The following is a 25,829-nucleotide window of genomic DNA, read 5'->3' as shown; positions in this document are numbered from 1 at the left end:
GATCTTATCTATGGAACAGGCTATCTTGCTGACGATCCTGGCTGCTGGCAGTGCTCGCAATCCTCACGTACAGACGTACGCTCCGGTTGCTGTGCGCTGGCAGCAGTCAGCCTCGCTGCGCCGATTACGCCTGAACGTTAAGCTTAAGGGCCATAATCTTTACGATCATGACCTAAAATTGAGATAGAACTTTAATCTCTTCGCCGCCGGAAAAACGTGGGACGGCAAACGTTTAAGTAAATTCTTCTATTGCCTGGCGATTACTCCAGGACTTGGTAAGTGCTGCTGCATCAGCACGATCGAGCCAGCGGAACGCGAGGTGCTCGGTTAACGCAATATCGCGTTCGGTGGGCAATTGTAGCCGAAACCAGTGCTCGCGATTATGCGTGGTGCCGGGCGCGTAGCGGTGACGATAGTGCGCAAAGATTTCAAACTCAATTTGACGCTGACAATCTTCTACCGCTAACTGTTCGGCCTGTACATCAATACCCAGCTCTTCGCCTACTTCACGCTGCGCCGCCTGCAGAGCGGTTTCACCCACTTCCAGGCTGCCGGTTACGGATTGCCAGAAATCGGGATCGTCTCGCCGTTGCAGCATCAACACCCGGCCGGTGTTTAGCGCGGAAATCACCACCAGCACCGAAACCGGGTATTTGTACGACATTATTTATTCTCTGACTTATCTTTCTTTACTACCTGAATACCTAATTCAAGCAGTGCCGCCGGATTCGCTTCGCTCGGCGCTTCAGTCATCAGACAGGCCGCGGCAGTGGTTTTCGGGAACGCAATGACGTCACGAATATTATCTGTGCCGGTCAGCAGCATAGTCAGACGATCCAGACCAAAAGCCAGTCCCGCGTGCGGCGGCGTACCGAATTTCAGTGCGTCCAGCAGGAAGCCGAACTTTTCACGCTGTTCATGTTCTTCAATGCCGAGAATAGTGAACACGGTCTGCTGCATATTACCGTTATGAATACGCACAGAACCGCCACCGACTTCGTAGCCGTTAATCACCATGTCGTAAGCATTCGCTACCGCTGAAGTGGGATCGGCGGCCAGCTGTTCTGCGCTCATCGCTTTCGGCGCAGTAAAGGGATGGTGCATGGCCGCCAGGCCGCCTTCCTCGTCCGCTTCGAACATCGGGAAGTCGATTACCCATAATGGCGCCCAGGCTTTCTCATTGGTGATCTGCAATTCACGACCCACTTTCAGGCGCAGCGCGCCCAGTGCATCAGCAACCACTTTGGCGCGGTCGGCACCGAAGAAGATGATGTCGCCATCTTGCGCACCCGTCCGGCTGAGGATCTCTTCGACAATCCCGGCGTTCAGGAATTTCGCAATCGGGCTTTGTACGCCGTCCAGGCCGTTAGCGCGTTCGTTGACTTTCATCCACGCCAGCCCTTTGGCACCGTAGATCTCAACAAATTTGCCATACTCGTCAATTTGTTTGCGGCTCAGCTGCGCACCCGTCGGTACACGCAGCGCGGCAACCCGGCCTTTCGCATCATTTGCCGGGCCAGAGAAGACCTGAAACTCAACGTTTTTCAACAGATCGCCTACATCGATCAGTTCCATTGGGTTACGCAGATCCGGCTTGTCCGAACCGTAACGACGCATCGCTTCAGCAAAGGTCATCTGCGGGAATTCGCCCAGATCAACGCCCTTCACGCTCTGCCACAGATTGCGAATCAGGCGCTCCATGATTTCGCGCACCTGCGGGGCCGTCAGGAACGAGGTTTCCACATCGATCTGAGTAAATTCTGGCTGGCGATCGGCACGCAAATCTTCATCGCGGAAGCACTTCACGATTTGGTAATAGCGATCGAAGCCAGACATCATTAATAACTGCTTGAACAGCTGTGGTGACTGTGGCAGCGCATAAAATTTGCCTTTATGAACGCGGCTCGGTACTAAATAGTCGCGCGCACCCTCTGGCGTGGCTTTAGTCAGCATCGGTGTTTCGATGTCGAGAAAACCTTCGTCATCCATAAAGCGACGGACAAAACTGGTGATTTTTGCGCGCGTTTTCAGGCGTTCGACCATTTCGGGACGACGCAAATCGAGGTAGCGATATTTAAGACGCGCTTCTTCGCTGTTGTTTTGGTTGGCGTCGAGAGGCAGCGGTTCAGAACGGTTGATGATGTTCAGTTCTTGCGCGAACACTTCAACTTCACCGGTGGCCATCTCAGCATTTTTGTTCTTCTCATCACGCGCACGCACGGTTCCGGTGATCTGGATACAGAATTCGTTGCGCAGTTCAGAAGCCAGCTTGAAAGCATCCTGACGATCGGGATCAAAGAACACCTGCACGATACCTTCACGGTCGCGCATATCGATAAATATCAGGCTTCCCAGATCGCGACGGCGGTTTACCCAGCCGCAAAGAGTGACTTGCTGACCCACATGAGACAGATTGAGCTGTCCGCAATATTCTGTACGCATAACACTATCCTTTTAACTTCGCCGCTGCAGCTGACAGCATCAGGCCGCGTAACCTTTAAAGATGCTGCCGCAAAAAGGCGGCCATTATAATGGAAAAAGGCAAACAGGATAAGTAGAGCCGCGCCAAAGCCGCTATTTCATCGCTGGTTTTTGCCGGTTTGCACCCGTGCGCTACCTTATAGGATAATTTGTCATCGTATCAGAGCCAGGAGAAAGGGTGTGACGCTTCGTATTGGCCTACCGCAATGGCAACATTCGCACTGGAAACGCTGGGGAATTGAGAGTCTGGCTGACTATGCCCGCTATTTTCACTGTGTGGAAGGCAACACCACACTCTACGCGCTGCCAAACGCGGAAACGGTGCTGCGCTGGCGCGATATGACGCACGATGACTTTCGTTTCTGCTTTAAATTTCCGGCCACGATTAGTCATCAGGCAGCCTTACAACACAGCGATGATTTAGTTGCGGCGTTTCTGCGCCTGCTCGATCCGTTGGCCGATCGCATTGGGCAATACTGGCTGCAGCTGCCGGCCCGTTTTTCACCAGCACAGCTTGGCGAACTGTGGCGCTTTCTGGATAGCCTGCCACGGCGTTTCGCCTACGGTGTCGAAGTTCGCCATGCCGCGTTCTTTGAAAAAGGCGAGGCGGAACGCACCCTGAATCGCGGTCTGCTTGAGCGCGGCATCAACCGGGTTATGCTGGATAGCCGTCCGGTGCATGCTTCAGTCTCGCAAAGTGCCGCTGCCCTGCATGCGCGCCAGCAAAAACCCCGGGTTCCGCCTCACGCGCTGCGTACCGGTTCGCAACCGATGGTGCGTTTTATTGGAAGCGACAGCGTTGATGAGAGCGTGCCGCTGTTCCAAATCTGGCTGAAAAAACTGGCTGAGTGGCAGGCTGACAGCAACCCGCTGCTGTTTCTGCATACGCCGGATATGGGTGACGTCTTTCCGCTGGTCCAGGCGTTGTGGCCTCAGTTACAAAAACTGGATGCGCGCATTGGCAACGGCCCGGACTGGCCGCAGCAAGATTCTCTGTTTTAGTCATTCTACCGGACAATGATTAATTCGCGGGTTAGCATAGCGGCCTTTGTTGCAAATTCTGGAGTTACAAATGGTTAGCGCGTTATATGTTGTTTGGGGTGTTTTGTTAGTGATGAAGTTCACACTGGATGTCGTACGTTACCGCCGCCAGTACCGCGTCGCCTACGGGGATGGGGGCATTAATGAACTGAAAATCGCGATTCGCATTCACGGCAATGCGATCGAAACCCTCCCGCTGGCTCTGCTGCTGTTAATCGTGATGGAGATGAACGGCGCCAACATCTGGATGATTCACCTCACTGCCCTGCTGTTTTTTACCGGTCGCCTGGTGCATGCCTACGGTTTACGCCACAGCGTGATGAAGGGCCGTCAATACGGCATGATGCTGACGCTGTTTGCTTTGTGCGGCATGGCAATTTTTAACCTGATTTACCTGCCGTGGGAATTGGTGCTGACGCTACACTGACAGATGCGGGTTAATGGGTGCAGCCCACGCGACTTTCTGCCAGAATAGCGCCCTTTCCGTCGTCTCTTCGGATTTTTCGTTATGTCTGACCGCGATACGCTATTTTCCGCGCCCATTGCTAAGCTGGGCGACTGGACCTTTGACGAGCGCGTAGCTGAAGTTTTTCCTGATATGATTCAGCGATCGGTGCCCGGCTACTCAAACATTATTTCCATGATCGGCATGCTGGCAGAGCGTTTCGTTCAGCCTGACAGCCAGGTTTACGATCTCGGCTGTTCATTGGGTGCAGCCACGTTATCTGTGCGCCGCAATATCCATGTGCCAGGTTGTACCATCATCGCGGTGGATAACTCACCGGCGATGGTTGAACGTTGCCGCCGCCACCTTGATGCTTTCCGCGCCGATACCCCGGTGACAGTGATGGAAGCCGATATCCGCGATATCCCTGTTGAAAATGCCTCACTGGTGATCCTTAACTTTACTCTGCAATTTCTTGACCCTCCCGCTCGTTTGCAGTTACTGGAGAAAATCTGGCAAGGATTAAATCCCGGTGGCGCACTGGTGCTTTCCGAGAAGTTTAGCTTTGAAGACAGTGAAGTCGGCGAATTGCTGTTTAACATGCACCACGACTTCAAACGCGCGAATGGCTATAGCGAGCTGGAAATCAGTCAGAAACGCAGCATGCTGGAAAATGTCATGTTGACCGACAGCGTTGAAACGCATAAAGCGCGCCTGAAACAGGCCGGTTTTTCCCATGCTGAGCTGTGGTTTCAGTGCTTTAACTTTGGTTCGTTGGTGGCGTTGAAATGATCGATTTTGGCCGTTTTTATCAGCAAATAGCCGTCGGCCCACTGGCAAAGTGGCTGGAAGTATTACCGGCGCAGATCAGCACCTGGCAACGAGAAAATCTGCATGGGCATTTTCGCGACTGGTACAAGTCGCTGGAATATCTGCCTCTGCTGGCGCCACAGCGCCTCGATTTATTGCACAGCGTCAGTGCTGACCGTGATGATATTAGCGATCGTCATCGTCAGGGCATTGAGAAACTCCTGCGCAATCTTATGCCGTGGCGTAAAGGACCTTATTCTTTATACGGCACCGACATTAATACTGAATGGCGCTCTGACTGGAAATGGGAGCGTGTGCTGCCTCACATCTCTTCGCTCGCCGGACGCACGGTTTTAGATGTCGGCTGCGGCAGCGGCTATCATATGTGGCGCATGATTGGTGCCGGTGCGCATTTGGTGGTCGGCATCGATCCAATGCAGCTGTTTCTGTGTCAGTTTGAAGCAGTACGCAAACTGCTTAATGACGATCGTCGCGCCCATCTGTTGCCGCTCGGCATAGAGCAACTGCCCGCTCTGCAGGCGTTTGACACCGTGTTTTCTATGGGCGTGCTTTATCATCGTCGCTCGCCGCTTGATCATCTGTTGCAGCTGAAAAATCAGCTCGTCAGCGGGGGCGAGCTGGTGCTGGAAACGCTGGTGATTGAGGGCGACGTCAATCAGGTGCTGGTGCCTGGCGAACGCTACGCACAGATGCGTAACGTCTACTTTATTCCGTCAGCCGAAGCCCTGAAAAGCTGGCTGGAAAAAAGCGGATTCGTTGATGTACGCATCGTGGATTATGCAGTGACAACCACCGAAGAGCAGCGCCGCACCGACTGGATGACCAGCGAATCGCTGGCTGAATTTCTTGATCCAAAGGATCCAGGCAAAACGGTAGAGGGTTATCCAGCACCGCTGCGAGCCGTACTGGTAGCCACTAAGCCATGACGTTTAGCGGCGTGACAGGGCCAGTTTCGCCGCAAAACCGATAAACACACAGCCGGTCAGACGATCCATCATTTTCAACACGCGGGGCTGACGTAAACGGCGGGCAAAATAATGGCTGCCGCCAATCAGCACCGCGTTCCACAGCAATCCCAACAGCATGTGCGCGAGCGCCATCAGCGTACACCACAACGCCACCGATGCGCCGGCGGGAATAAACTGCGGCAGAAACGTCACGTAAAAAACACCGACTTTGGGATTAAGTAAGTTGCCGAACAAACCGCGGCAGAAACAGGCGAAGCCGCTTTGCTGCGCCGTCTCACTCTGCATTACATCGTCTGATGCCTGACGTGGATTAAGCAGCAGCTTCACGCCTAAATAGAGTAAATACCCCGCACCGATCCACTTGAGCGCGGTGTAGGCCACTTCTGATGCCAGTAACAGCGTCCCCAAACCCAGTCCAACAGCCACTCCCCAGACTAAACAGCCCAGCGTCACACCGAGCGCGGTCGCACTGGCACGCTTCCAGCCTTGCGCGGCGGCTGAACGCAGCACCAGTGCCGTATCGAAGCCCGGCGTGAGCGTCAGAATGGTAATGGCGAACAGAAAAGAGAGCAGCGTAGCGATCATATTTTCCTCTTAGGTAAGCCCGTACAGCCTGGCCATTTATCCAGGAATTTTAACCCGCGCTTAACAATATGCCCACTGTCATTCCCGGTAAATGCTAAAGATTTTTACCCAGGATGTGCCAGGCTGGTTCAGGCCTCTAAATTTCATATCAAGGAGTTGTGATTATGAGTAAATTTATTTTCTCTTCACCCCGTAAATATGTGCAAGGTGCAGGCGTACTAGATGAGCTCGGTTCTTATATTTCAGAGCTGGGTCAGCACGCCTTTCTGGTCGCAGACGATATTGTCTGGGAATTAACTGGTGAGCGAGCGCAAAAAGCCCTGCAAGCGGCTAATATCGCGTGCGTCAGGCAACAGTTTAATGGCGAGGCATCCAGCAACGAAATTACGCGACTGAGTAAACTGGCCAGTGAGCAAGGCTGCGACGTGATCGTTGGCCTGGGCGGCGGTAAAACGCTGGATACAGTGAAAGCCGTGGCTGATGAAGTGAAACAGCCCGTGGCGATTGTGCCGACCATTGCCTCCACCGATGCACCCTGTAGTGCACTGTCGGTGATTTATTCGGATAATGGCGTGTTTGAAAGCTATCGTTTTTACAGCAAAAATCCCGATCTGGTGTTAGTGGATACGGCCGTGTGCGCCAGTGCGCCAGCACGACTGTTTGCATCGGGTATTGCTGATGGGCTGGCAACATGGGTAGAAGCGCAAGCCGTCGCGCGTTCACATGCCAAATCGATGGTGAGCGGCGATCCGACGATTGCCGGTTTAGCGATTGCCCGCGCCTGTGAAGAAACCCTGCTGACATGGGGATTCAGCGCCTATACCGCAGTGAGCGAAAAACGCGTAACGCCTGCCGTGGAAGCCGTTGTTGAAGCCAATACGTTGCTGTCCGGGCTGGGCTTTGAAAATGGCGGCTTGGCCGGGGCGCACGCGATTCATAATGGCTTTACCGCAATTGATGGCGATATTCATCACTTAACCCACGGTGAGAAAGTCGCTTACGGTACGTTGACGCAAATGGTGCTTGAGCAGCGTCCGGATGAGGAGATTGCGCGTTACATTCGTTTTTATCGCGCAATCAACATGCCGACCACGTTGAAAGCGTTGCACCTCGAAAATGAAAGTTGGGAAAATCTGGTCAAGATTGGCGCACTGGCCAACAGCGAGGGCGACACGCTGAAAAACCTCAACCCGCATTTATCAGCAGAAGATATTGCTCATGCCATTTTGGCGTTAGACGCGTTCAGTAAAACGGTGAAGTAAGCCAGCCAGGGCGATCGGTGCATCGCCCTACTCTTCCGTAAATTCGCCCGGTTTATCCCAGTATTGATATTTATAGGCTGAGCTCAGATTCCGCTCGATGGTGCCTTTATCGAAGACTTCAGTTTCGTGCAGATAGCTTAGCGTGCAGTTCCCCACTTCATCCCACAACTGGCACTCATCAACGGAGCGGATAGTACTGACCGGCGTGCTGGTGATGCCGTTCAGGCGTAACTCGCGCAACTGCTTATCGTAAGTGTAGGTATCCTGACTGCGCGATGAGGTGGCGCTGACAACCAGCCCATGCGGATTCCAGCGATAGTGACTTTCGCCGTTGGTTAATTCATCCGAACCGCGTGCTACGCTTTTTTCCAGCCTCAAATGGGCATCATAACGATAAGTTGTGTCGGTAAAGCCTCGCTGGCCCATGCTGGTAAATTTATCAGAGGCACTCACAATGTTGCCGCGCTTGCCCATCTGCCAGTTAATGGTGCCCTGACGATTATCCACCACCACCTCTTTTCCTTCTCTCAGCACTTTTACCAGCCAGGCATATTCCGCTACCCAGCCGCCCTGTACGCGGGCAATGTGCTGTTCCATGCTGAAAATAACGTTGCGCTCGTTTTTGTCATAACTGACATCAGCCACCATCAGGTCGCCACAAGGATCAAACTGCCCCAAAATCCGCTTTTGAGAGTTCACATCTTTGCCAAACTCACCGGCAATCACCTGACGTACTGCGCCTTTTGCGCTGCCGCCCAGCATAATCCAGTTATTGCTACTCGCAATGACGCCGCTTTGCGGGCCGCACTTGCTGGCTGCATAAAGGGGACTGCCTGATACAGCCAGTAACAGCGTAACGACAGAAATCAGGAAAGGTTTCATGATGTAAGTCCCAGACAACAATACGTTAAGTATAAACGCAACTGTGGCAAAAATAGCCCCTCGCGCCGGTATTGAGATTTTGACGAGATATAATTAATGCTCTCTATACGTTGAAACATGCAGGAACAGAAATCCATGAAACAGGATGATATTTTTCTGTCTGATGTCACTCGTCTCGTTTTCGGCCAACAGCCCCCTGCTTTTCTGTCTGAAGTTCTCTTCCGCGCCGTGCTCAGTTTCATCATCATTATTATTACGCTGCGGCTGTTGGGTCGTCGGGTTGCATCACAATACACGCTGATTGAGCTATCAGCCGTGATTACGCTGGCCGGTACGATGGGCGTGCCGTTACTGGACGACAAGCGCGGGCTGTTACCACCGCTATTGATTATTTGTGGTTTGGTTGGCATGCAGCATCTGATGGGGCATTTGAGTTTGCGTTTTCGCAAACTTGACCGTGCGCTGGCGGGCACCGAGCGCATTGCGCTGGAGGATGGCCGGCTGCGTTTAGAAACGCTGCGCAATACGGTGTTATCGCGAGAAAAACTCTTTTCGCTACTGCGCGGGCGCGGTGTACAACAGCTCGGACAGCTCAGCCGGGTGTATATCGAACCTTCAGGTGCGTTAACGCTGGTATGGAGTGACACACCACGGCCCGGACTGGCCATTGTTCCGCGCCATGATAAAGCCCTGCTTGCTGAGATGCGCAACGATGACCATCAGGTTTGCGCCTCGTGCGGTAATCTGACGGAGAGCCAAAGTGAGCCCGATCTGCCGTGTCGCTGCTGCCATGCGCGGAACTGGTTACCCGCCGCCACGGCGCTGGAGGACTGAAGATGAGCGATTTTTTTCATAAATGGCTGATTGGCGAAGCGCCATGGAGTTTTGCTGGTGAAGTGCTGCTGCGCTTTGTGATTATCTATCTTGTTTTAGTGCTGATACTGCGGTTGATGGGTCGCCGTTTCGCCGGTCAGCTCAGCATCGTTGACCTGGCGATTATGGTTATGCTGGGTGCCGCCATCGGCGCACCATTACAGACACCAGAGAAAGGGATTTTATCAACCGTGCTGTTGCTGGTCACGCTGCTGGCCTGCTTTCGGCTGCTTTCGTTGCTCTCTTTTTACTCTCACACGCTCGAAACCTTTACCCAGGGTGATGCCACGCTGTTAGTTATGGATGGGCGGCTGGCACTGGAACACCTGCATCATGCAGAACTGAGCCGCGACCGAACGTTTTCAGAATTACGTTCAATGGGCGTGCAGCATTTGGGCGAGGTGCGGCGCGCGTGGCTGGAGCCTTCCGGTCGGGTCAGTTTATTACTCTATAAACAACCGCGTGCCGGATTGTGGCTGCTGCCCGGACAGAATGAAGCGTTCAGCAAGCGTATCGCTGTAGAGGGATGTTTTGCCTGCATAAATTGCGGATTCGTTATACAAAGCGAGAGTTCGCCAGAAACAGAGTGTGACTATTGCCATCATCAAAACTGGCGACCTGCGGTTAAGCGGCTGGGCACAGAAAAACTCTATAATCCGCACGAAAAGGAACAGAGCAGCGAGGCGAGTGAATAAATGCGGCAGGCCCAAAGGGCACTGTTTCAGACAAAAAATACCCCAGCAAAGGCGTTGTGGGTGGAGAATGATCGTTGATCTTAAATCCTTTTATATACAGCAAGTTAATGGAATTAGTGTTTTTTATTCCTTGTATATTACTGTATATTAACACAGTATTTAAATCATTATTTAGTGGTCAGGTCCCCCTCTAGCACCCCTTGGGAACTCCTACTCAAGGTAAAAACATGGCCTTTTATTCAATTGAAAAGCGCAAAACGTCTGAAGGTGAAACTCGTTATCGTTGTACGGTCGGGGTTAAGAAAGATGGCAAATATCTTTTCCGAGAGCGCCAGACTTTTAGTAAGCAGGCGCTTGCTAAAACATGGGGCGTCACTCGCGTTGCTGATCTGGAAACTAACGGTATACCCGAAGAAAACAAAATTACAACGATGACGTTTGGTGAGTTGATGGATTTATACATGAACCATCCACACATCAAGTACGGCAAAACAAAATCAGAGACCCTCAATTTAGTTCGTAAGTGTGAGATCGCCAATACGCCGTTGTCGGAAATGAATCAGAAAACATACATCGAGCACTGTGAATATCGAGCTTCTACAGGAGCGGGACCTTCAACGATCCGTAATGATATTGTTTTTATTGGGTCTGTACTTTTTGCAGCAAAGCCGATGTTCAATGTTGATGTAAGGCTTGATGACTTTGGCTATGCAAAGTACCAAATGAATAAACTTCGAATGATTACGTCGTCTCAGAAAAGAAGCCGTAGGCCCACCCAACAAGAAACAGACCGCTTGATTGACGCCCTCAAAGTGAGGGAGCTGACCTCTTATCAAAAGATTCCATTTTCCGATATTTTCATGTTTTCAATTTTAACCTGCATGAGGATTGGCGAAGTTACACGGATTCGCTGGGAAGACATCGATCATGCTCAGAAGGCTGTATTAGTTAGGGACAGGAAAGATCCACGAAAAAAAATAGGTAATCATATGAAGGTGGCCTTGCTAGGAGAAGCATGGGATATCATGAAGCGCCAACCTGAAAAAGATGAATGCATATTCCCTTTCAAGCCAAAAAACATTTCACTTGTTTTCGCCCAAGAACGTAATAAGTTGGGCATTAAAGACCTTCGCTATCATGATCTTAGGCGAGAGGGCGTCAGCCGATTATTCGAGGCCGGCTTTACTATAGAAGAGGTCGCACAGGTTAGTGGCCACCGCTCCCTTAGTACTCTTTGGCAAGTCTATACTGAGTTGTTCCCAAAATCCTTACATGACAGATTCGATGAGCTTCAAAAGCTAAAAATTAAAAGCATTCAAGAGGAGAACAAAAATGAAGCATAACAAAGAATCAAATGTAGGAAGGATGCCGGAGCTTACTGACTTCGGGTTGATTTACAGCGCACTCGGAAAGCTCATAGTCGTTGACCTTGTGATGGAAGACTCTCTTAAAGGTCACGTTGACTATCCGCAAGACTTTCCTGATTTGAAATTAAGTATGAGGTCTGACATGGCTAGGGAGTTAGCAAAGGCGCTACTTGATTGCGCTGATGCGATTGATGCTGGCATGCATCATCCTAGCGTGAAGATCATGAATTGAAGTATAAACGGGTTGAAATAATTATTCTCTGCATCAGACCAGACAGGAGCAGTTGATGCTCCTAAGACACGAATGGAGCGCCCTTCTTAATGACCGGATCTTTAACCCTGATAAATAACCAGATCTGCATTATCAATCAGAAGCGGTAATATGTCGGTAGTACAACCAAAAAGGTTATGGATCAGTAGCCGGAAGATAAATCCCTTTGAAGCCACGCTGGGGAGCTGGCAGGAAGCAGTTGCTCAGGGATGAGACCTTCAAACTGGAAGAGTCTTTGGATAACTTTGGCATTAATTATGGTGCTTCTACTGCAGGGAGGGTACGGTGAAATGTTTTATACAACCATTTTGCGCTTTGATAGTGCTGCTAATGCTCATAGTAGCCCTGCTACATAGAGACCTTTACTTTCTATAGTGGCCTGAAGAGACGTTTGGGTAAAGTTTTTGCAATATTGGACGATGAATTGATTAGTACATCTTGCAGAAGATGAGAGTTAGCTGTCGGAAAAAATAAATATTCAAAATTACTGAAGGGATTTTTATGGCTGAATTGCTGGAGTTAGAGTTCACTGAGGATATTTATTACTCAATTGGAAATAACCCAAGCATTAAGGAAATCATAGCCTCTTTACAGGGCTGGGAGGCCTTGATAAAACAGTCCAGAGGCGTGCTTTCTGAACTTACTGGATCCCATGTACTAGACGTTGACGTTCGCGTTAGTAAGCTAGAGGTTGGATCGTTAAAAGAAAAATTACTCATTAGACTTTTCTTTGCAAATGAGGAAGAATTAAACAAATTTGTTGATGAAGTCAGAACCAAGTACATAGGGGAAGGGAAAGTGAGGAACGCTCTTTTGTGGGCTGTTGTTATCGCCCTTGCTGGTACTGCATTTCTCTCCCTGGCCAAACTCATGGCCCCTAATACTACGTCTCATTTTGAAGCTAATAATAATACGATTATCAATATTGGCGCAGGACAAACCGAGATTACTCCTGAGCGAATCCAGGCGATCATAGACAGTAGCGTTACCGATAAAAAAGTTCTTGCTAAGAGTGCGGTAAAAATTCTCTCTCCAGCAAGGAATGATGACAATGCAACTCTCGTAATAGGAAGTGGCGATGTTCAATATACTTTGCCAGCTGAAACAATAAAAAGGTTCCTACAGACGTAGAATTCCCTCCAGATACCTACACACGAGATCACAGCGATGTTGACCTTGAAATTAGAGCAACAGATTTAGATCACCCAGAGAAATGGGCCGCCGTCATACCGGGTTTAGTAGACAGGCGAGTGAAACTGGTACTAGCTCCCGGCATCAATCCGGACAATATAAAAAGACTTTATACAGCTAGAGCTGACGTGACGATTACCTATAAACACACATCATCTAAAAGCAACCCATACCAGCCTTCGGAAATTTTTCTCAAGGCCATCATAACTGAGAATTAATAATCCTCTCCCGGCCCCAGCACCGGGTTTTTCACGCCTGTAGCCGATAGCCCGCCAAGCGGGCTTTTTTGTGCCTACCGATCCAGTACGCGAACCGCCACCTCCATTACTTTTACCTTCAATTCAGTTCGCGCGCTTCCTTTGAGTATATAGCCCACATTGCTCAATTTTCGACCAAATCACGATATCACGTTCTGTTATGGCGGGTTTCTTATGGCCTCATAAAACCCCTCATTAGTCTGACTTACAATCTTCTAACAAAATATAAAGCGAAGTCGGGAAAATTTAGTGTTTTGATGTACTGGTTATGTGTGTTTTTTCATCTAAAATAGATGCCCCGGTGTCCGTACCGGTTTTTTTGTGCCCTGTTAGCTTTCAGTTAACACACGTATCACCATCTCATAATACTTGTCTTCTCTTGCATCACTCCTGGCGTGCCTTTCCTGAGCAAGCCTTTTCACAATTTCATCTTGGGCAACTTTTTGCCCTGACCATGAATATTAAATACCGCATCACCTAAGATCGTACAGCTGATGAGCTTCTTATCCCTTTTTATTAAAGCTTATGTTTACCCCGCCGATAACATGGTATGGGTCGATATGGCTTCGCCTGTATCAGCCCCCTGATGTATTATTTGCCCGTTTTATGCGGGGTTCTTAAAAACTGAGAGTAGCATCTGCACTTACAGAGCGATTGCCAGCTCCAGGGAAACCATATAAATACAGAATATGCCCGCCTTGAGCGGGCTTTTTTTGGCTGGCTTTTAATAAGCCGTTCAGGCAGCATTATAACGAGGGGGTTTACTGGCTGCTCTTCCCCTTCTGCTGATAGCACCACCTTTACGACCTGCTTCAACAGCGCGTTCATGGTTGTTTTTGAAATTCCCACCACTGATCTTACCGCCCTTCCTTCCCTCTTCAGCGGCACGCTGAGGATTTTCCGCAAAATTTCCCGCTCCACCGCGACGTGTTTTCATGAATGCTCCAGATTTGAGTTAAGTAGTGTTTTCATAAACAAGCATAGACTTGATATCTGGCCGTCGCGTTTATTAATTGTGGAGTGAGACGCTGATCATCATCAGGCAGCATGAAAGAAGAGTGACTCTAAAGAATAAAAACTATCTTATATTACTAATATCAATTGTCTGCATTAATGACGAACATCACGAATTCATTTCAGAATTATTTATCTATTTTTGGTGTTTAATTATGATGCTCAGGTAACACACAGCAAAGTGTTGCGAACGAAGAGAATAAGACACCAGAGTACGGTTGCCCGCCCTGTGCGGGCTTTTTTATGGCTACTCTTCCTGAAGTTTTACCGCCAGCTCCATCACCCTGACCTGGCTATGATCCCACTTATCTTTTTTGGCAAGCTCTGTTCTGATAACGTTCGCTATAGCTACCTTTTTCGTCTCGTAACCTTCTGCTGCCAGGCTAAAATCACATCACCTACAATGCGGCACCTCTCCTGATACATCAGCTCAGCTTTTACTTCAGCGTTCATTGGACTGGATGCTCAAATCAGAGGTGATAAAACGTATCGAAGCCTGCCCTCCATGGGATAACTCTTAACTGAGTCGATTTTTACCGCTTACGCTTGAAATCACGTATCAATTTTTTAGTATTAATTGTGTTACGCAGAACCTGGTCTTCCTACCACCAGGTGAAGGGAAGTTGCTGGCGGGAATGCCTGTTGTTTCCCATGCGTAAGACATGTAAAACCTAAAATCATGACGCCCTTAGGCGTCCGACTGAACTCCTTTCCCCGTATTATCCTCATGAGGCGGGGATTTTTTTGCATGCCTTACAGCGTTTTCACTAAAGAAATTATCGTTCTAACCGAAAAATTAAAGGTATTAATTCAGATTTTCATATTGAGAGATACATCCTGATTTTGCCCACTCATGAGTGGGCTTTTTTATTCGGAGGGTCTTGTTGGCCACTGCACATCAGGCGCATCACTTAAATCGGTATCATTAAGCACATCGATGTAATCCAGCCATGCATTGACTTTACTTGCTTCGGATTCTGTAAGCTTTCTTCCCATCATCAGTTTCAGATTCAGTGAATAAGTAGCAGAGTTTGCTTCAGCAAGGAGAACATCCCGCTGTGCTTCCGCCTGTGCCACATAGTCAGGATCAGGTATTTTTTCTAACCTCGGGCCTTCATCATCAAAAACCTGATAGTAGCCATCCGGTGGATTCCAGTATCGGTCATAGTCTTCACTGAGCATTTCTGTCAGGTCATCAGGCTTGTTTTCATAAAGTGGCATTGAAGACAAGAGATAAAACCCCTTAACAGATAGGCTGAAGTAGTATTTTTCAACAAAAGGAGTCTCTTCGAAATTGTTATCTGTATCCTGAAGTTCTTCGCTCATGATTAATATCCGATTGCTATAAAATTAATACGACATGCGGAGCTTGACTGCCCCTCAACATGAATATCAAAATTGGCAGGTCTTCCAGTTCTGAAGTTAATTATGCGAACGCTGGTACCTCCCGTGCTGTCACCCAGAACAGGTATCACTATCATTGAGTCATTCGCAAAACTTGAAGGGAAAGCTATTGTTGTTTCACCAGATGAGTTAAGCGTAACGACTGCTGAATTTGTCTGAATATGTAATGTCCTGCTGCCCGTTCCGCAGGGTATTTTCCATTGGTTAGTGCCGGGAGAACTAAATCCCAGGTTTGCTAACGTGGCATAAGCCGCTGCTGTAGATATCCAGCTTTGTATATTGGTATTTGTTAAATTCTGGCTGTTCATGTTCATCGCGCCAGTCATGGTTCCACTACTGGCCGTAAAAGACTTACAGCTAATGGCATTCGCGAAAGATGCCAGGTTAGCATCGACTGACAGCCAGGCTCCAGAGTTACTTTGTGAGTTATTTACTACAAAATTTGCACCCGAACCCGTTCCAAAAAATATTTGTCCGGCAGTTGTCTGCGCACCGTAATAACTGTTTGCATCCGAGTTGGTGCGGTTTGCATTGAAACTTAATGTTCCCGACCCTTCACGCGAAATGGTTCCTGATGCTTTTAGTTGGCCTGTAATCTCTCCTCCTGTCGTTACATCAAGCTTGTTAGCCATATCGGAGGTTAGTTTAGAAAAGCTACTAATCGTCACGCTCATTCCGTCTGGCGCGGTAAGCGTCACATTTCCGGTTCCGGTCATAATCTGCTGCCAGCCATCCATTTGTGACTGATAATAGCTCAGCTGCGCAGCGAGACGGCGCGCAAAGTCAGGAACGGAGTCGGTATAGAAAGACAGGATGGCGTAAGCCTGCCCCGCAGCAATCGTGCCGGGTGACGTCTTGAGCGTCAGCTTAGTTGCGCTGGTTACACTCGCAATCTCATACATCTTAACCGTGCCAGAACCGGGAATAAGCAGAGCCTGACCTGCACCAATTGACTGCTTGTTATCCAGCCAGTTGGTACCTGTGCCGGTTACTGTCGTTCCTGATACGGCTATCGTGCCGGTGGTATACCATGCCATTTACTTTTCTCCGGGCAATAAAAAACCGGCTCAGTGGCCGGGCTGGATTATTTATATTTCAATTCAAATAGATATACAGATCGTAATGATCTAAATCATTCATTTAAATACGGATGAATTAAGTGCTTTTATATAAACCAAACCAAATAAACTGAAAGAAAATATGAAAACGATTATTGCGCTTACTGCAATTGCTTTGGCCTTAACCGGTTGCGCAACAAGCACGCCCCCTGTTTGTTATAACAAGGCCAATATTGCAAATCACGTTTACGACATAGCAATATTCAGGAAAGAAAACGGTAGATATCTTGCCGGATATCCTTTCTATGCATGGACAAATAAAACTGAATTTGTTGATACCGCTGAGTGCGACAGATTAAACCCCTAAAGCCTGACGGTAATAGGCGTCATAAATATCACATTCTATATAGCCTACTGTACCTGCAACCCATGACGGCGGCAAAGAAGGGGATGGTATGATGTTCTGAAAATACCTGTCCAGTGTCGTCGCGGCGTAGTTGCCGGACGAGTCACGCCCTGCCGATGCGCATTCATACCATGTCGTATATGTTCCCGGAACACTGGGGTCTGTCTGTATTGCCCTGGCTGAGGTAACTCCATTCGATATGGCAAGAGGCTGCGCTGCAGAAGTTACCGTGCCGCCGTTGAGGATATTCATTTTTAACGGCAGGCAGTTGTTGTGCCATACCATGCTACCGTTTTTATACAGAAAGAATCCCCATACGGGAGTATTAATCAGTAGTTTAGCGAATATGTAAATACGGCACGCCTGCATGGCGTTAAGTCCTGTATTCGATCTGAATTTAAAAGTCCAGTAACCGTTCTGATTTATCTCAGTCCACCACACATGATCATATGTGCTGCCGGTCGCGCGGTGGAAAGCCATAATAGGTACAGATGCGGGTATGTTTGTCTGGAATATCTGGTCATATGCGGGCGAAATATCTATAACCTGCGCCAGGTTGTACGGCGTAAAATCAGGAGCAATTTTGAATGTTCTCGGGTTTGTGCTGTAGTCATACATCGAAAACCCGAAATACATTCCACTGTCTGCGCCTGCTGTCGGGGTGGCGGTAACAATGAGTTTGCTGGTGTTTTTAACGTTCCATGTCACTGTTTGTCCTGACACGCTGACGGTATAGGAATCTCCGCTTGTTCCCTGCCCTGAGTATGTGTTCATCAGCGCGGCAGACAGCGTAAAGCCGGGGAGTGAATATGTTGTGCTGCCGTTACCTGAAACATATTTTATATCGGCAATAAAATTGAATGACATACTGTTAAGGACGTCAAAAGACGTCCCTTTAAGAAATGCCTGAAAACCCATACTCATAAACGCTGCCCCATCACCGCCGCTGGGTTGTTATTTTCGTCATACGAAACAATCCTGTTATTTGAAATAACTAACCTGCCCTGGCCCGGTACAGTCCCGTTAATTTCAAATGTTCCGGATTTATCGAGCCTCCACCCTGTAGAGCTGGCCACATAATTCGTTGACTGGATGTATGCCCCGATCATCGCATTCGTAATGGTTCCATCACCGATAAACGCCGTATCGATAATGGTTTGCCCGTTCTGAATGGCGAAAAAGTTTTTGGCGTTGCGCCGACATTCGTCATCACAGCAAAACGATCTGCAAGGAAAAGTACCTGTGACTGCATACCGTCTGGCGTGTTCTCGACACCAATACCCATACCGGCTGCGTAATACCTGCCGTTTGAGTCCACACCAAGCTTAATGCTGTACTGAGCGGAAACCTTGCCATCCAGAGAGGACACCGCTGAGGAAGTCTGCTGCACGGTAGCATTTGTGTCATTAAACTGAGCTGATACGGTCTGTTGATACTGCGCGAATGCCCGGTTAGCATCAGCCTGAGCAGTTTCAGTTGTCACGATACGCGCTTCGGCTTTAGTTACTCTGCCGTTTACAACACCCACTGCTGCGCGCTGAGACTGATCCGCCGCATCGTTCGCAAGGGCGTTTTCAATATCAGTTAAAGCCTGACTGTCGGCATTGGTGAATGCTGCCTCAGTGCTTTGCGTCAGCTTACTGAGCGCCTGATCGGTTGTGGTTTGCGCCGTCTGCAGGGTGCCAATCGCCGAAGTGTTGTTATCCGTAGTAGCCTTTACGCTGCTGATGGTCTGCGAAAGTGCTGAATCCGCATCCGTGCGCGCCTTCTGTTCTGCGGTGATATTTGCCACATTAGTTGCAACAGAGGAATCCAGACTGTCCAGACGCTGCGTTGTGGCCGACTGGTTATCCGTAACCGTTTTCTCTACTGTGGTCAGGCGAGCTGTATTGCCTTCAGTTGTGGCTTTAATATCAGTGATACGCTGACCGAGTGCGGTATCAGCATCGGTTCTGGCCGTCTGTTCTGCCGTAATTGCTGCACTGACACCAGTCACAGCACTGGTATTTTTATCCAGATCGTCACGTACCGCAGCAATATCCTGCTGTGCCTGGCCAACTGCATTATTCAGCCCCTCAACTTCGTCTTCGACGGAGTCAATGCGAGCCACAAGCTGCTTACCGGCTTCACTTTCGAGAATATCTTCACCAATCCAGTCGAGAATATCACTGGCGTCGGTTGTAGCCTGTCCCCTTACCCAGCCTGTATAGCCACTCTCATTCCCGGTTTTATCGACCAGTTGAGCGCGATACCAGAAAATCTGACCGGCCTTAAGTCCCATCTGCTGGTACTTACTCTGCGGGTAAGGTACATCAGCAAGCAGTAAAGGTGACGTTCCGTCAGCGTCTGCGCTGTACTGAATCTCTGTCTTAAGGGTATCTTCGGTGTTAGCCGGGAAACCCCAGTTCAGTTCAACGCCGAAAACAACGTCATCAGAAGCGGAGAAGCCAACCGGCTTAGGTGGATTACCTACCTTACCTGTGAGCGTTTTTTCCTGCGAATAGCCCCAGCCTGAAGAAATTTCAGCAGCGTTGATTGCCCGAACGCGCACCAGATAACGACCGGCATAAATACTGGGAACCTCAAATGAGGTTACTGAAGCACGCGCCACGTTAATCCAGTTGCCGTCATTTCGCCGCCACTGCGCTTCATACGCAATAGCGTTAGCCACTGCATCCCAGTGAACACGCATCGTTTCCAGGCTTATGCCCTGCTGAACCACGGAATATGAGTCGATAACGATGTTAGAAGGTGCCGCCTGATTTCCTGGAGGAATGACACTTACCGGGCGCTGGTCAATCACTGCGCCGGTATCAATACGCGCATATTTATCCGGGTCGTGAGCGGTTCCGGTAATGGTGAAAGTGCCGTCATCATTCTCCGTCACGGTCGTGACGCGGTACTGCTGCGCATACAGCTCATCGGACTCAACAACCCACACGCATTCTGACTGCGGCGTTTCCGAATAAGCGGTCGTGACAGTCACGATATTATCTGTGATTGACTGGATAGTCCGGCTTTGTGCTATACCACTGGGAAGATTGACCTGTAGGCGGTCACCAGCCACGGCATCAGGTTTTCGGTCCAGTGTCAGGGCGCGTCCGTTAACAGCACTGATGCGGCCACCGGTTACTTTGCCTGACAGGTATTCATCGGCTACCGCAATGACATAGCCAGGCTGAGGGATATCACCATCAAGGCCCACGCTGAAAGAAACAACCCGGTCTTTATTGTTGGTGAGAATGCCCCAGCGCCCTTTGCGGTTGGCTTCGGACTGACGTGTGCAGCCGATAGCAGTAATCTCAAGCTGGTTGAATACCTTATAACGTGTGACTAAATCTTTTTCGAACACCGGTTCCATGGCATCTGCATAGGCATTAGCAGGATCGGACCACGACACAAGTGCAGAGGTATAGCGCGTTTTGGTTGTGCTGCTTGAATAAGCAAACTCTCCATCCACCACGTTCGCGTTTGTGAAGTTGTAATCCACATCACGCGGCATATCTGCCAGCGCATAAATCTGATCGCCGCTCCAGAACGTCATGCCACGGAATATGGCCGCGAAATCACGCAGCACCGTATAGGCATCATTTCTGTTTTGCACAAACACATCGCAAATATAACGTGGCTCTATTCCCGAACCGCCTTTACCGTCCGGCACCATCTGATCGCAATACTGCGCAACCTGATACAGAGACCATTTATCGATATTTGCTGCCGTCAGGCGGTCACCCAGGCCAAAGCGATCTGTAACGACCAAATCATAGAAAACCCATGCCGGGTTATTGGTCCACGCCCATTTAAACGTGCCCTCCCAGGTGCCGGAATAAGAGCGCGTTACAGGGTCGTAGGTATCAGGAACGCGGATAACACGCCCTTTAGGTGTACAGGATACCTGCGGAATGCTGCCGTTAAACTGACTGGAATCGAACTCGATATAAAGCAAGGCTGTATTTGGATAGCGAAGCTTGGCGTCGATAACCTCGGTATAGCTTTCAAGGACCATCGCATCGCCAACTTTGGCGCTGTTTGCGTCAGGCGTGATTTTGCGAAGACGTACAGTCCATATGCTGCCAGCCTGCGGCAACTCAATACGGTGGCTACGCTCATAACCTGACGTTGTTTTTCCGGTTACGGCGGTATCAAGAACTGTCGTCCACGTACCGCCATCTGTTTGCAGGTCAACAGCATATTTTACAGTGTTGCCAACCAGGTCCCCGTCATCTTCCTGTTTAAAAAGCGCAGACCATTTCAGGCGCAGACGAATAGCGGAAAGCTGGGTATTAGTGAAAGTGTGCACCCAGGCCGTAGTGCTGGAGATATCTGAGCCAACGCTGATTTCATTTTCAGTGCCTGGAATGCCCTGAATATAGCTCTGAGCCTGCGTTCCTGAACGGAACTCCCACGCAACGCCACTGAAATTTTGTGTGCCGTCATCATTCTCAATTGCCGTACCGTCCAGAAATATATTCTTTGCGGTAAGTTCACCAGCAAATTCACCTTCACCCAGAGCAATTAATAATTTGGCCTTCGCTACTGATTGCAGATCATCTGGCTGTTCTGTTGGAGTGCGTGAAGATGATGAGCCGCCCTTCTTGCCCCTGATTGCTTTTGCCATATCGCGCCCATAAAAAGGCCGCATAAGCGGCCCTGAGAAAGAATTAAAAGTTACTGCTGATCTTCGACATAAATCCCGGCAGAGATGATGGCCCCACCTATTAGGCGCTGGCCATAAAGTAGTGGCACGGGATAGCCTTGCGCGGCTGTATTTGTTGCTCCGCCGAAAGCATAAGAAGCCTGATTATCAGCGTCCTGTTTACTGGCCAGCCCTGCTGTTTGAGGTGAGAGCATTTGAACAACGCCTCCGAGCATCATTGCTGCTCCCATCATTGCCATTTTTGACCCGATAGCCCAGCCAACGCCGGTCCAGCCAGAAACATAGCCAATAACAACACCCACCACTACCAGCACAGCCCCTAAAATGGTTTGCAGCGCACCTGCTTTTTTGCTTCCAATTACTTGAGGTACAATTTTTATTGTCTCACCAGTAACCGGATAACCCATATCATCGATACCAATGTTTTTTTTACCGCGGAAGACAGCGAAAGTCAGCCCTCTGATTTTACTATTATTTAAATATCGCTCGAAGTTATCTAATGTTTTACACAAGGCATGAACTGCTTCGGCATTCGTTCTGACAGAACGCTTATGCACTTTTCCAAAGATTTTACCTAATTGACCATATAGCTCTATCGTTACCAATTTCTCTTCGGCAATAACTGACATATATTCTCCAAGCGAAAAAAACCACCCGAAGGTGGTTTCAATTATCAAAGACATGATCTTGCTGCTTTGCCCCAAGGGTCATTCCAGCCTTTTGATAGAGCATAAACTTTTAGGTCTGTACCGCTATCTTGCGCCTTATCTATTTTCACAAGCGATACCGCGCCCATCAAATCATCAGAAGAAGATATTTGATAGCCTGTTTCTGTTGGCACGCTGGTCGATGAAGGCTTTAACGCTACCCACTTAGGAGCAAGACACTTATTCATTTCTTCAGGAGTTTTTGAAGAATGTCCTGTGTAGATTGGTTTATCATTCTCAAGCCCGGTAGTAGAACAGCCTGATAAGACTATTAAAGAGAATACGATTGATAATCGTCTCATTATTCTTCCCTTAAATAAAAAAGTAGTCGAATAATAGCAGCGACAAATCCTATGACAATCTTTCTAAAAAAGATCTCTGTGCCTGATCTGCTTCATGGTTCTATCCATCCAATATCCACCATAAGGTGTGCGATTACTAATACGCCCGTATAAATGGTGAAGCATCAGGTTACCTTCAAGGAGAATTCCGGCGTGATTCCACTTGTTCGCCTGGACCTGCATCAAGATCACATCACCAGGCTCAGGCGATCCTGTGACATCAACAAATCCCGCGCTTTCCCAGTTGTCCTGATAGAAATTGTCGGCATACTCATCTTCCCACCATGGATAATCCACGCGGTAATCGGGCAGTTCAATTCCATGCTCCTGCCGGAAGTAGCTCATCACAAGACCCCAGCAATCTGAATGACCAAGCACGAACGGACGACCGAGTAGCGGCAGTTCGCCACGCGGGTTAATAGTGCGAAGGTCGCCTTCAGGCCAACTTACGATATGCCAGGGAACACCGTTGGCATCACATTGCGCTTCATCAAGCGGACTGGGGCGCGTTGTGGCATCAGGGTGACTGTGCACAATCGCCGTAACAGTTCCCCAGTCCTCAGCCTGTGCATAATCTTCGGGTGAAAGCAGGAATTGTTCATTCGGCTCAGCCGCCTGATTGCGGCACGGGAAATAACGCTCTACCCGGCTTTTCTGCGCAACTACGCCGCAACATTCGCGAGGATATTCAGCCGCAGCATGCGCCATGATCGCATCAATGGTTTTTTGCCGCACGATTAGCTCCTGATCAAAGAGGTTCCCGGGAAACCACCAAATGAAAGCTCTTCATTTTCGCCAAAACGCAGCTTGCAGCCAGTTAGCGTACCGCTGCATTCGTCAAGAGAGGGATCATTCACAGGATTGTTGAATTTGTCGAAGTATCGCGAACCGGCATAATCACAGCCGTCCCCGGTACGATATTTACCCCGGATGCACCAGGTGCAGAGCGAATGAAGCTGGCGCGTTGGTATCATCAGCCCCTGCAAGTCCATAGGGCTACTTAGCGTAAACTCGACCTGCGTTTTTGTTTCAGCACTCTTGCTGTCGATGTAAAACACCTTCAGCTTTTCCTGCGTTGGATCGGCGCTGGCGTTACCGTCAGGGAAGTTTTTCGCGTCAAGATACTGAGCAAGCGTATCGTGAATCGAAACCTTAGCCTGAAGAAGGTCGTCATATGCCAGGCACAGCGCCGTAATCGAACCATCAAGATTCGCCACTGTCAGCTTTGGCTGCGCACTGCTGCCGGTTGTCGACGTTTCCATGCCTTCAATTTTGCATGGCCACGCAGAATACTCTTCCCCCTGCCACCAGATGGACTTTGCCGGAAGTTTTGACTCGTCACCGCCAGCAGCAATGATTTCAGCCTCCGAATGGGGAATATTGCAGGCATGAAACCGAAGAACATCAGCCACGCCGAATGCGGTTCCATCCACTTCGTACAGCCGGATAAAGTTGCCAGGCTCAAGCTTCTGGTAATCGGTATTTATACTCATGGTCTGAATGCCTGCTCAAAAGTTGCCGTCAGATTAAAAAGCCCTGCCCCGAGCGCAGTCGGGGTATAAGTCTCGCAGCGGTAAAGGCCAAGTGGTTCAAGCGGTGGTTTCCACTGAAATGACCGCACACCGCCATGTGCATCAAGAAACGCTTTGATCTCGCTGATGAAAGACTCGGTACCGGTAAATTGCAGGTCCCAGTTCTGGGTTCTTGGATTCAGACCGTTGCCAGAGACCTGCGTATAACCATCACCAAACTGTACTTTCCGCGTATTGAACTTAGCCTCACCGGCCGCATTGGTGCGGGGGCACCAGGTAAAGGTTTCGATAGCCATGGGTTACCTGTTTTTCATTACGTTCCAGATATCGCCACCGGGACGGATATCTCGCATCATGTTTTGCTTATAACGCCGGTCAACAAAGCTACCGATTTCTGAGCCAAACTGTTCCCAGCCCTGTGTTGACTGCGTTGAGGTGTTTCCGTTGCCATCTACGGTGATATAAACCTGTGGCGCTGCGCTGCCTGATGGCGTTGCATTGGCTGTCCCCAGCGCACGTACACCAAGGGAGCCATCAGCAGCACGCGTAAGCGGCATGATTGCTTCAGGCCCGGCTTCGCCCATCAGCCCCGCGCCTTTTGCAAAGGCAAACAGCGTTGGCGAGCTGACGATTGAATTGCTGTACTGGCTGAGATCGGATGATGCGTAAACGCCACCTTTGGCGTTCAGCGTGAGGTTGTCATAAGCGCCGGAAGAAAATGCGTTCGATGTTGATGCCCCAGCAGAAGCGCCGCCGCCAAAGTAACCTGCGATGCCTGATGCGACAGTCCCCAGCAGGCCAGAAGATGAAGAACCGCCCCCATTGCGCTGACAACAGCCATTTGCAGCGCAACCTTCTCAATGATTTGCAGGACTGAAATGCCCCACGACTTCCAGCTAACCTTATTGCCTTCAAGCATTGAGGTGACATTACTGAACACGCCGTCGAGAGAAGATTTCACGCCATCCGATACCGTTCCAGAAACATCACTGATTTCATCAAACCAGTCAGCAAAGCCATCCTGTGCCCCTGAAATCCAGTCGGCCTGTAGCGCGTCAATCTGGCTGTAGTAATCCTGCTGAATCCTGAGTCGCTCTGACTGCGCATCACTTAGCACCTGAGTTTCCCGGTCATAAACTGATTTAGTAATTTCCCCGCCCTGATACTGCTTTTGCAGTTCCCGCTGTTGGTCGAGGTACTCACGCTCAATGCTGAGGCGCTCTTTCAGGCGTCCGCGCTCTTTATCACCGAGGCCGGCCCCTGAACATCAACATTCAGGGATGATCGGGCGTTATCGTTCTGCGCCTGAAGGTTGGCAACATACGCGGCAACCTTCATGTTTTCTTCATTTGCCTTTTTCACTGCATTAAGGCGATCAACTTCCTGAGCAAGCGATTCCAGTCGCTTCCGCTGAGTTGCATTGAGACCTTGTAGCTTGCCATCAGCGATATCGAACTGAAGTTTCTGCTGCTCAGTCACTACGGTGACCTTTTTACCAGTAGTGTCTATCAGTTCAATCTGGCGCATGTAGCTGCGCTCAGCCGCCTGGAAAGCAGACTCC

General features: G+C 49.5%; 26 protein-coding genes and 3 pseudogenes. 11 read left to right on the top strand and 18 right to left on the bottom strand.

The window, feature by feature from the left end; all coding sequences use genetic code 11:
* Positions 1-232: 232 nt before the first annotated feature.
* Both nudB and aspS read right to left on the bottom strand, forming a co-directional pair.
* Positions 233-664: a dihydroneopterin triphosphate diphosphatase gene (gene nudB, locus O3W44_RS02725; RefSeq protein WP_269291904.1), complete on the bottom strand. Its 432-nt coding sequence runs from the start codon at positions 662-664 to the stop codon at positions 233-235.
* Positions 664-2,442, bottom strand: coding sequence for an aspartate--tRNA ligase (gene aspS / locus O3W44_RS02720; RefSeq protein WP_269291903.1), 1,779 nt, complete (start codon positions 2,440-2,442; stop codon positions 664-666). Before aspS ends, nudB begins: the two co-directional genes overlap by 1 nt.
* A 219-nt stretch (positions 2,443-2,661) precedes the next feature.
* Here aspS and O3W44_RS02715 point away from each other — a divergent pair, with 219 nt between their 5' ends.
* The 4 genes from O3W44_RS02715 (at position 2,662) to cmoB (ending at position 5,724) form a co-directional block, all read left to right on the top strand.
* Complete coding sequence (locus O3W44_RS02715) at positions 2,662-3,483, top strand: DUF72 domain-containing protein (RefSeq protein WP_269291902.1); 822 nt, start codon at positions 2,662-2,664, stop codon at positions 3,481-3,483.
* Between the two features lie 70 nt (positions 3,484-3,553).
* The gene (locus O3W44_RS02710) at positions 3,554-3,949 is read left to right on the top strand and encodes an MAPEG family protein (RefSeq protein WP_269291901.1); all 396 of its coding nucleotides are present in this window, start codon (positions 3,554-3,556) and stop codon (positions 3,947-3,949) included.
* 81 nt (positions 3,950-4,030) lie between these two features.
* A complete protein-coding gene (gene cmoA / locus O3W44_RS02705) occupies positions 4,031-4,759 on the top strand; it encodes a carboxy-S-adenosyl-L-methionine synthase CmoA (protein ID WP_269291900.1) in 729 nt (242 codons plus the stop codon).
* On the top strand, positions 4,756-5,724 hold the full coding sequence (gene cmoB, locus O3W44_RS02700) for a tRNA 5-methoxyuridine(34)/uridine 5-oxyacetic acid(34) synthase CmoB (RefSeq protein WP_269291899.1): 969 nt from the start codon (positions 4,756-4,758) through the stop codon (positions 5,722-5,724). The genes cmoA and cmoB overlap by 4 nt, the downstream gene beginning before the upstream one ends.
* A 3-nt stretch (positions 5,725-5,727) precedes the next feature.
* Here cmoB and O3W44_RS02695 read toward each other — a convergent pair whose 3' ends face one another.
* A complete protein-coding gene (locus O3W44_RS02695) occupies positions 5,728-6,351 on the bottom strand; it encodes a LysE family translocator (protein ID WP_269291898.1) in 624 nt (207 codons plus the stop codon).
* A 164-nt stretch (positions 6,352-6,515) separates the two neighbouring features.
* Between O3W44_RS02695 and O3W44_RS02690 the strand changes: the two genes are divergently transcribed.
* On the top strand, positions 6,516-7,613 hold the full coding sequence (locus O3W44_RS02690; protein WP_269291897.1) for a glycerol dehydrogenase: 1,098 nt from the start codon (positions 6,516-6,518) through the stop codon (positions 7,611-7,613).
* A gap of 27 nt (positions 7,614-7,640) precedes the next feature.
* Here O3W44_RS02690 and O3W44_RS02685 read toward each other — a convergent pair whose 3' ends face one another.
* A complete protein-coding gene (locus tag O3W44_RS02685) occupies positions 7,641-8,495 on the bottom strand; it encodes a hypothetical protein (RefSeq protein WP_269291896.1) in 855 nt (284 codons plus the stop codon).
* A 135-nt stretch (positions 8,496-8,630) separates the two neighbouring features.
* On the opposite strand from O3W44_RS02685, the gene O3W44_RS02680 reads away from it, so the two are divergent.
* From O3W44_RS02680 to O3W44_RS02660, 5 genes are all read left to right on the top strand, one after another.
* Positions 8,631-9,329 carry a DUF421 domain-containing protein gene (locus tag O3W44_RS02680; protein ID WP_269291895.1) on the top strand — a complete coding sequence of 233 codons (699 nt, stop codon included), beginning with the start codon at positions 8,631-8,633 and terminating at the stop codon, positions 9,327-9,329.
* A 2-nt stretch (positions 9,330-9,331) separates the two neighbouring features.
* Complete coding sequence (locus O3W44_RS02675; RefSeq protein WP_269291894.1) at positions 9,332-10,063, top strand: DUF421 domain-containing protein; 732 nt, start codon at positions 9,332-9,334, stop codon at positions 10,061-10,063.
* Between the two features lie 227 nt (positions 10,064-10,290).
* Positions 10,291-11,406 (top strand): site-specific integrase, encoded by a 1,116-nt coding sequence (locus O3W44_RS02670; RefSeq protein ID WP_269291893.1) that lies wholly within the window; start codon positions 10,291-10,293, stop codon positions 11,404-11,406.
* Positions 11,396-11,662, top strand: a complete 267-nt coding sequence (locus O3W44_RS02665; protein ID WP_269291892.1) for a hypothetical protein — start codon at positions 11,396-11,398, stop codon at positions 11,660-11,662. Before O3W44_RS02670 ends, O3W44_RS02665 begins: the two co-directional genes overlap by 11 nt.
* 540 nt (positions 11,663-12,202) lie before the next feature.
* On the top strand, positions 12,203-12,832 hold the full coding sequence (locus tag O3W44_RS02660) for a hypothetical protein (RefSeq protein WP_269291891.1): 630 nt from the start codon (positions 12,203-12,205) through the stop codon (positions 12,830-12,832).
* A 1,053-nt stretch (positions 12,833-13,885) separates the two neighbouring features.
* Here the strand turns inward: O3W44_RS02660 and O3W44_RS02655 are convergent.
* The 4 genes and pseudogenes from O3W44_RS02655 to O3W44_RS02640 all read right to left on the bottom strand — a co-directional run bounded on the left by O3W44_RS02655 (position 13,886) and on the right by O3W44_RS02640 (position 16,604).
* Entirely contained in the window at positions 13,886-14,086 is a 201-nt protein-coding gene (locus O3W44_RS02655; RefSeq protein WP_269291890.1) for a general stress protein, read from the bottom strand.
* 324 nt (positions 14,087-14,410) lie between these two features.
* Positions 14,411-14,616, bottom strand: a pseudogene (locus tag O3W44_RS02650) (DUF2767 family protein).
* A gap of 414 nt (positions 14,617-15,030) precedes the next feature.
* Positions 15,031-15,489 carry a tail fiber assembly protein gene (locus tag O3W44_RS02645; protein ID WP_269291889.1) on the bottom strand — a complete coding sequence of 153 codons (459 nt, stop codon included), beginning with the start codon at positions 15,487-15,489 and terminating at the stop codon, positions 15,031-15,033.
* A gap of 2 nt (positions 15,490-15,491) precedes the next feature.
* Entirely contained in the window at positions 15,492-16,604 is a 1,113-nt protein-coding gene (locus O3W44_RS02640; protein ID WP_269291888.1) for a hypothetical protein, read from the bottom strand.
* A 163-nt stretch (positions 16,605-16,767) separates the two neighbouring features.
* Here O3W44_RS02640 and cor point away from each other — a divergent pair, with 163 nt between their 5' ends.
* The gene (gene cor / locus O3W44_RS02635; protein WP_269291887.1) at positions 16,768-16,992 is read left to right on the top strand and encodes a phage exclusion lipoprotein Cor; all 225 of its coding nucleotides are present in this window, start codon (positions 16,768-16,770) and stop codon (positions 16,990-16,992) included.
* Here cor and O3W44_RS02630 read toward each other — a convergent pair.
* The 10 genes and pseudogenes from O3W44_RS02630 to O3W44_RS24865 all read right to left on the bottom strand — a co-directional run bounded on the left by O3W44_RS02630 (position 16,981) and on the right by O3W44_RS24865 (position 25,478).
* The gene (locus O3W44_RS02630; protein ID WP_269291886.1) at positions 16,981-17,955 is read right to left on the bottom strand and encodes a hypothetical protein; all 975 of its coding nucleotides are present in this window, start codon (positions 17,953-17,955) and stop codon (positions 16,981-16,983) included. The genes cor and O3W44_RS02630 overlap by 12 nt on opposite strands.
* Positions 17,952-18,364, bottom strand: a pseudogene (locus tag O3W44_RS24875) (phage tail tip fiber protein); the annotation flags it as partial. The pseudogene O3W44_RS24875 and the gene O3W44_RS02630, both read right to left, overlap by 4 nt.
* 800 nt (positions 18,365-19,164) lie before the next feature.
* Positions 19,165-21,649: pseudogene (locus O3W44_RS02625) on the bottom strand (host specificity protein J); the annotation flags it as partial.
* A 50-nt stretch (positions 21,650-21,699) separates the two neighbouring features.
* The gene (locus O3W44_RS02620) at positions 21,700-22,317 is read right to left on the bottom strand and encodes a tail assembly protein (protein ID WP_269294350.1); all 618 of its coding nucleotides are present in this window, start codon (positions 22,315-22,317) and stop codon (positions 21,700-21,702) included.
* Between the two features lie 44 nt (positions 22,318-22,361).
* Complete coding sequence (locus O3W44_RS02615) at positions 22,362-22,697, bottom strand: hypothetical protein (RefSeq protein WP_269291884.1); 336 nt, start codon at positions 22,695-22,697, stop codon at positions 22,362-22,364.
* Positions 22,698-22,760: 63 nt separating this feature from the next.
* Complete coding sequence (locus O3W44_RS02610; protein WP_269291883.1) at positions 22,761-23,471, bottom strand: C40 family peptidase; 711 nt, start codon at positions 23,469-23,471, stop codon at positions 22,761-22,763.
* A 2-nt stretch (positions 23,472-23,473) separates the two neighbouring features.
* Positions 23,474-24,229, bottom strand: a complete 756-nt coding sequence (locus O3W44_RS02605; protein WP_269291882.1) for a phage minor tail protein L — start codon at positions 24,227-24,229, stop codon at positions 23,474-23,476.
* Positions 24,226-24,564, bottom strand: a complete 339-nt coding sequence (locus O3W44_RS02600; protein WP_269291881.1) for a phage tail protein — start codon at positions 24,562-24,564, stop codon at positions 24,226-24,228. The genes O3W44_RS02605 and O3W44_RS02600 overlap by 4 nt, the downstream gene beginning before the upstream one ends.
* Positions 24,565-24,567: 3 nt before the next feature.
* Positions 24,568-24,852 carry a hypothetical protein gene (locus O3W44_RS24870; RefSeq protein ID WP_442954593.1) on the bottom strand — a complete coding sequence of 95 codons (285 nt, stop codon included), beginning with the start codon at positions 24,850-24,852 and terminating at the stop codon, positions 24,568-24,570.
* Between the two features lie 101 nt (positions 24,853-24,953).
* Positions 24,954-25,478 carry a phage tail tape measure protein gene (locus O3W44_RS24865; protein WP_442954656.1) on the bottom strand — a complete coding sequence of 175 codons (525 nt, stop codon included), beginning with the start codon at positions 25,476-25,478 and terminating at the stop codon, positions 24,954-24,956.
* Positions 25,479-25,829 lie beyond the last annotated feature (351 nt).

The organism is Pantoea sp. LMR881 (genome assembly GCF_027157825.1).
GTDB lineage: Bacteria > Pseudomonadota > Gammaproteobacteria > Enterobacterales > Enterobacteriaceae > Pantoea > Pantoea haifensis.
This window is presented reverse-complemented; position numbering and strand designations above follow the sequence as displayed.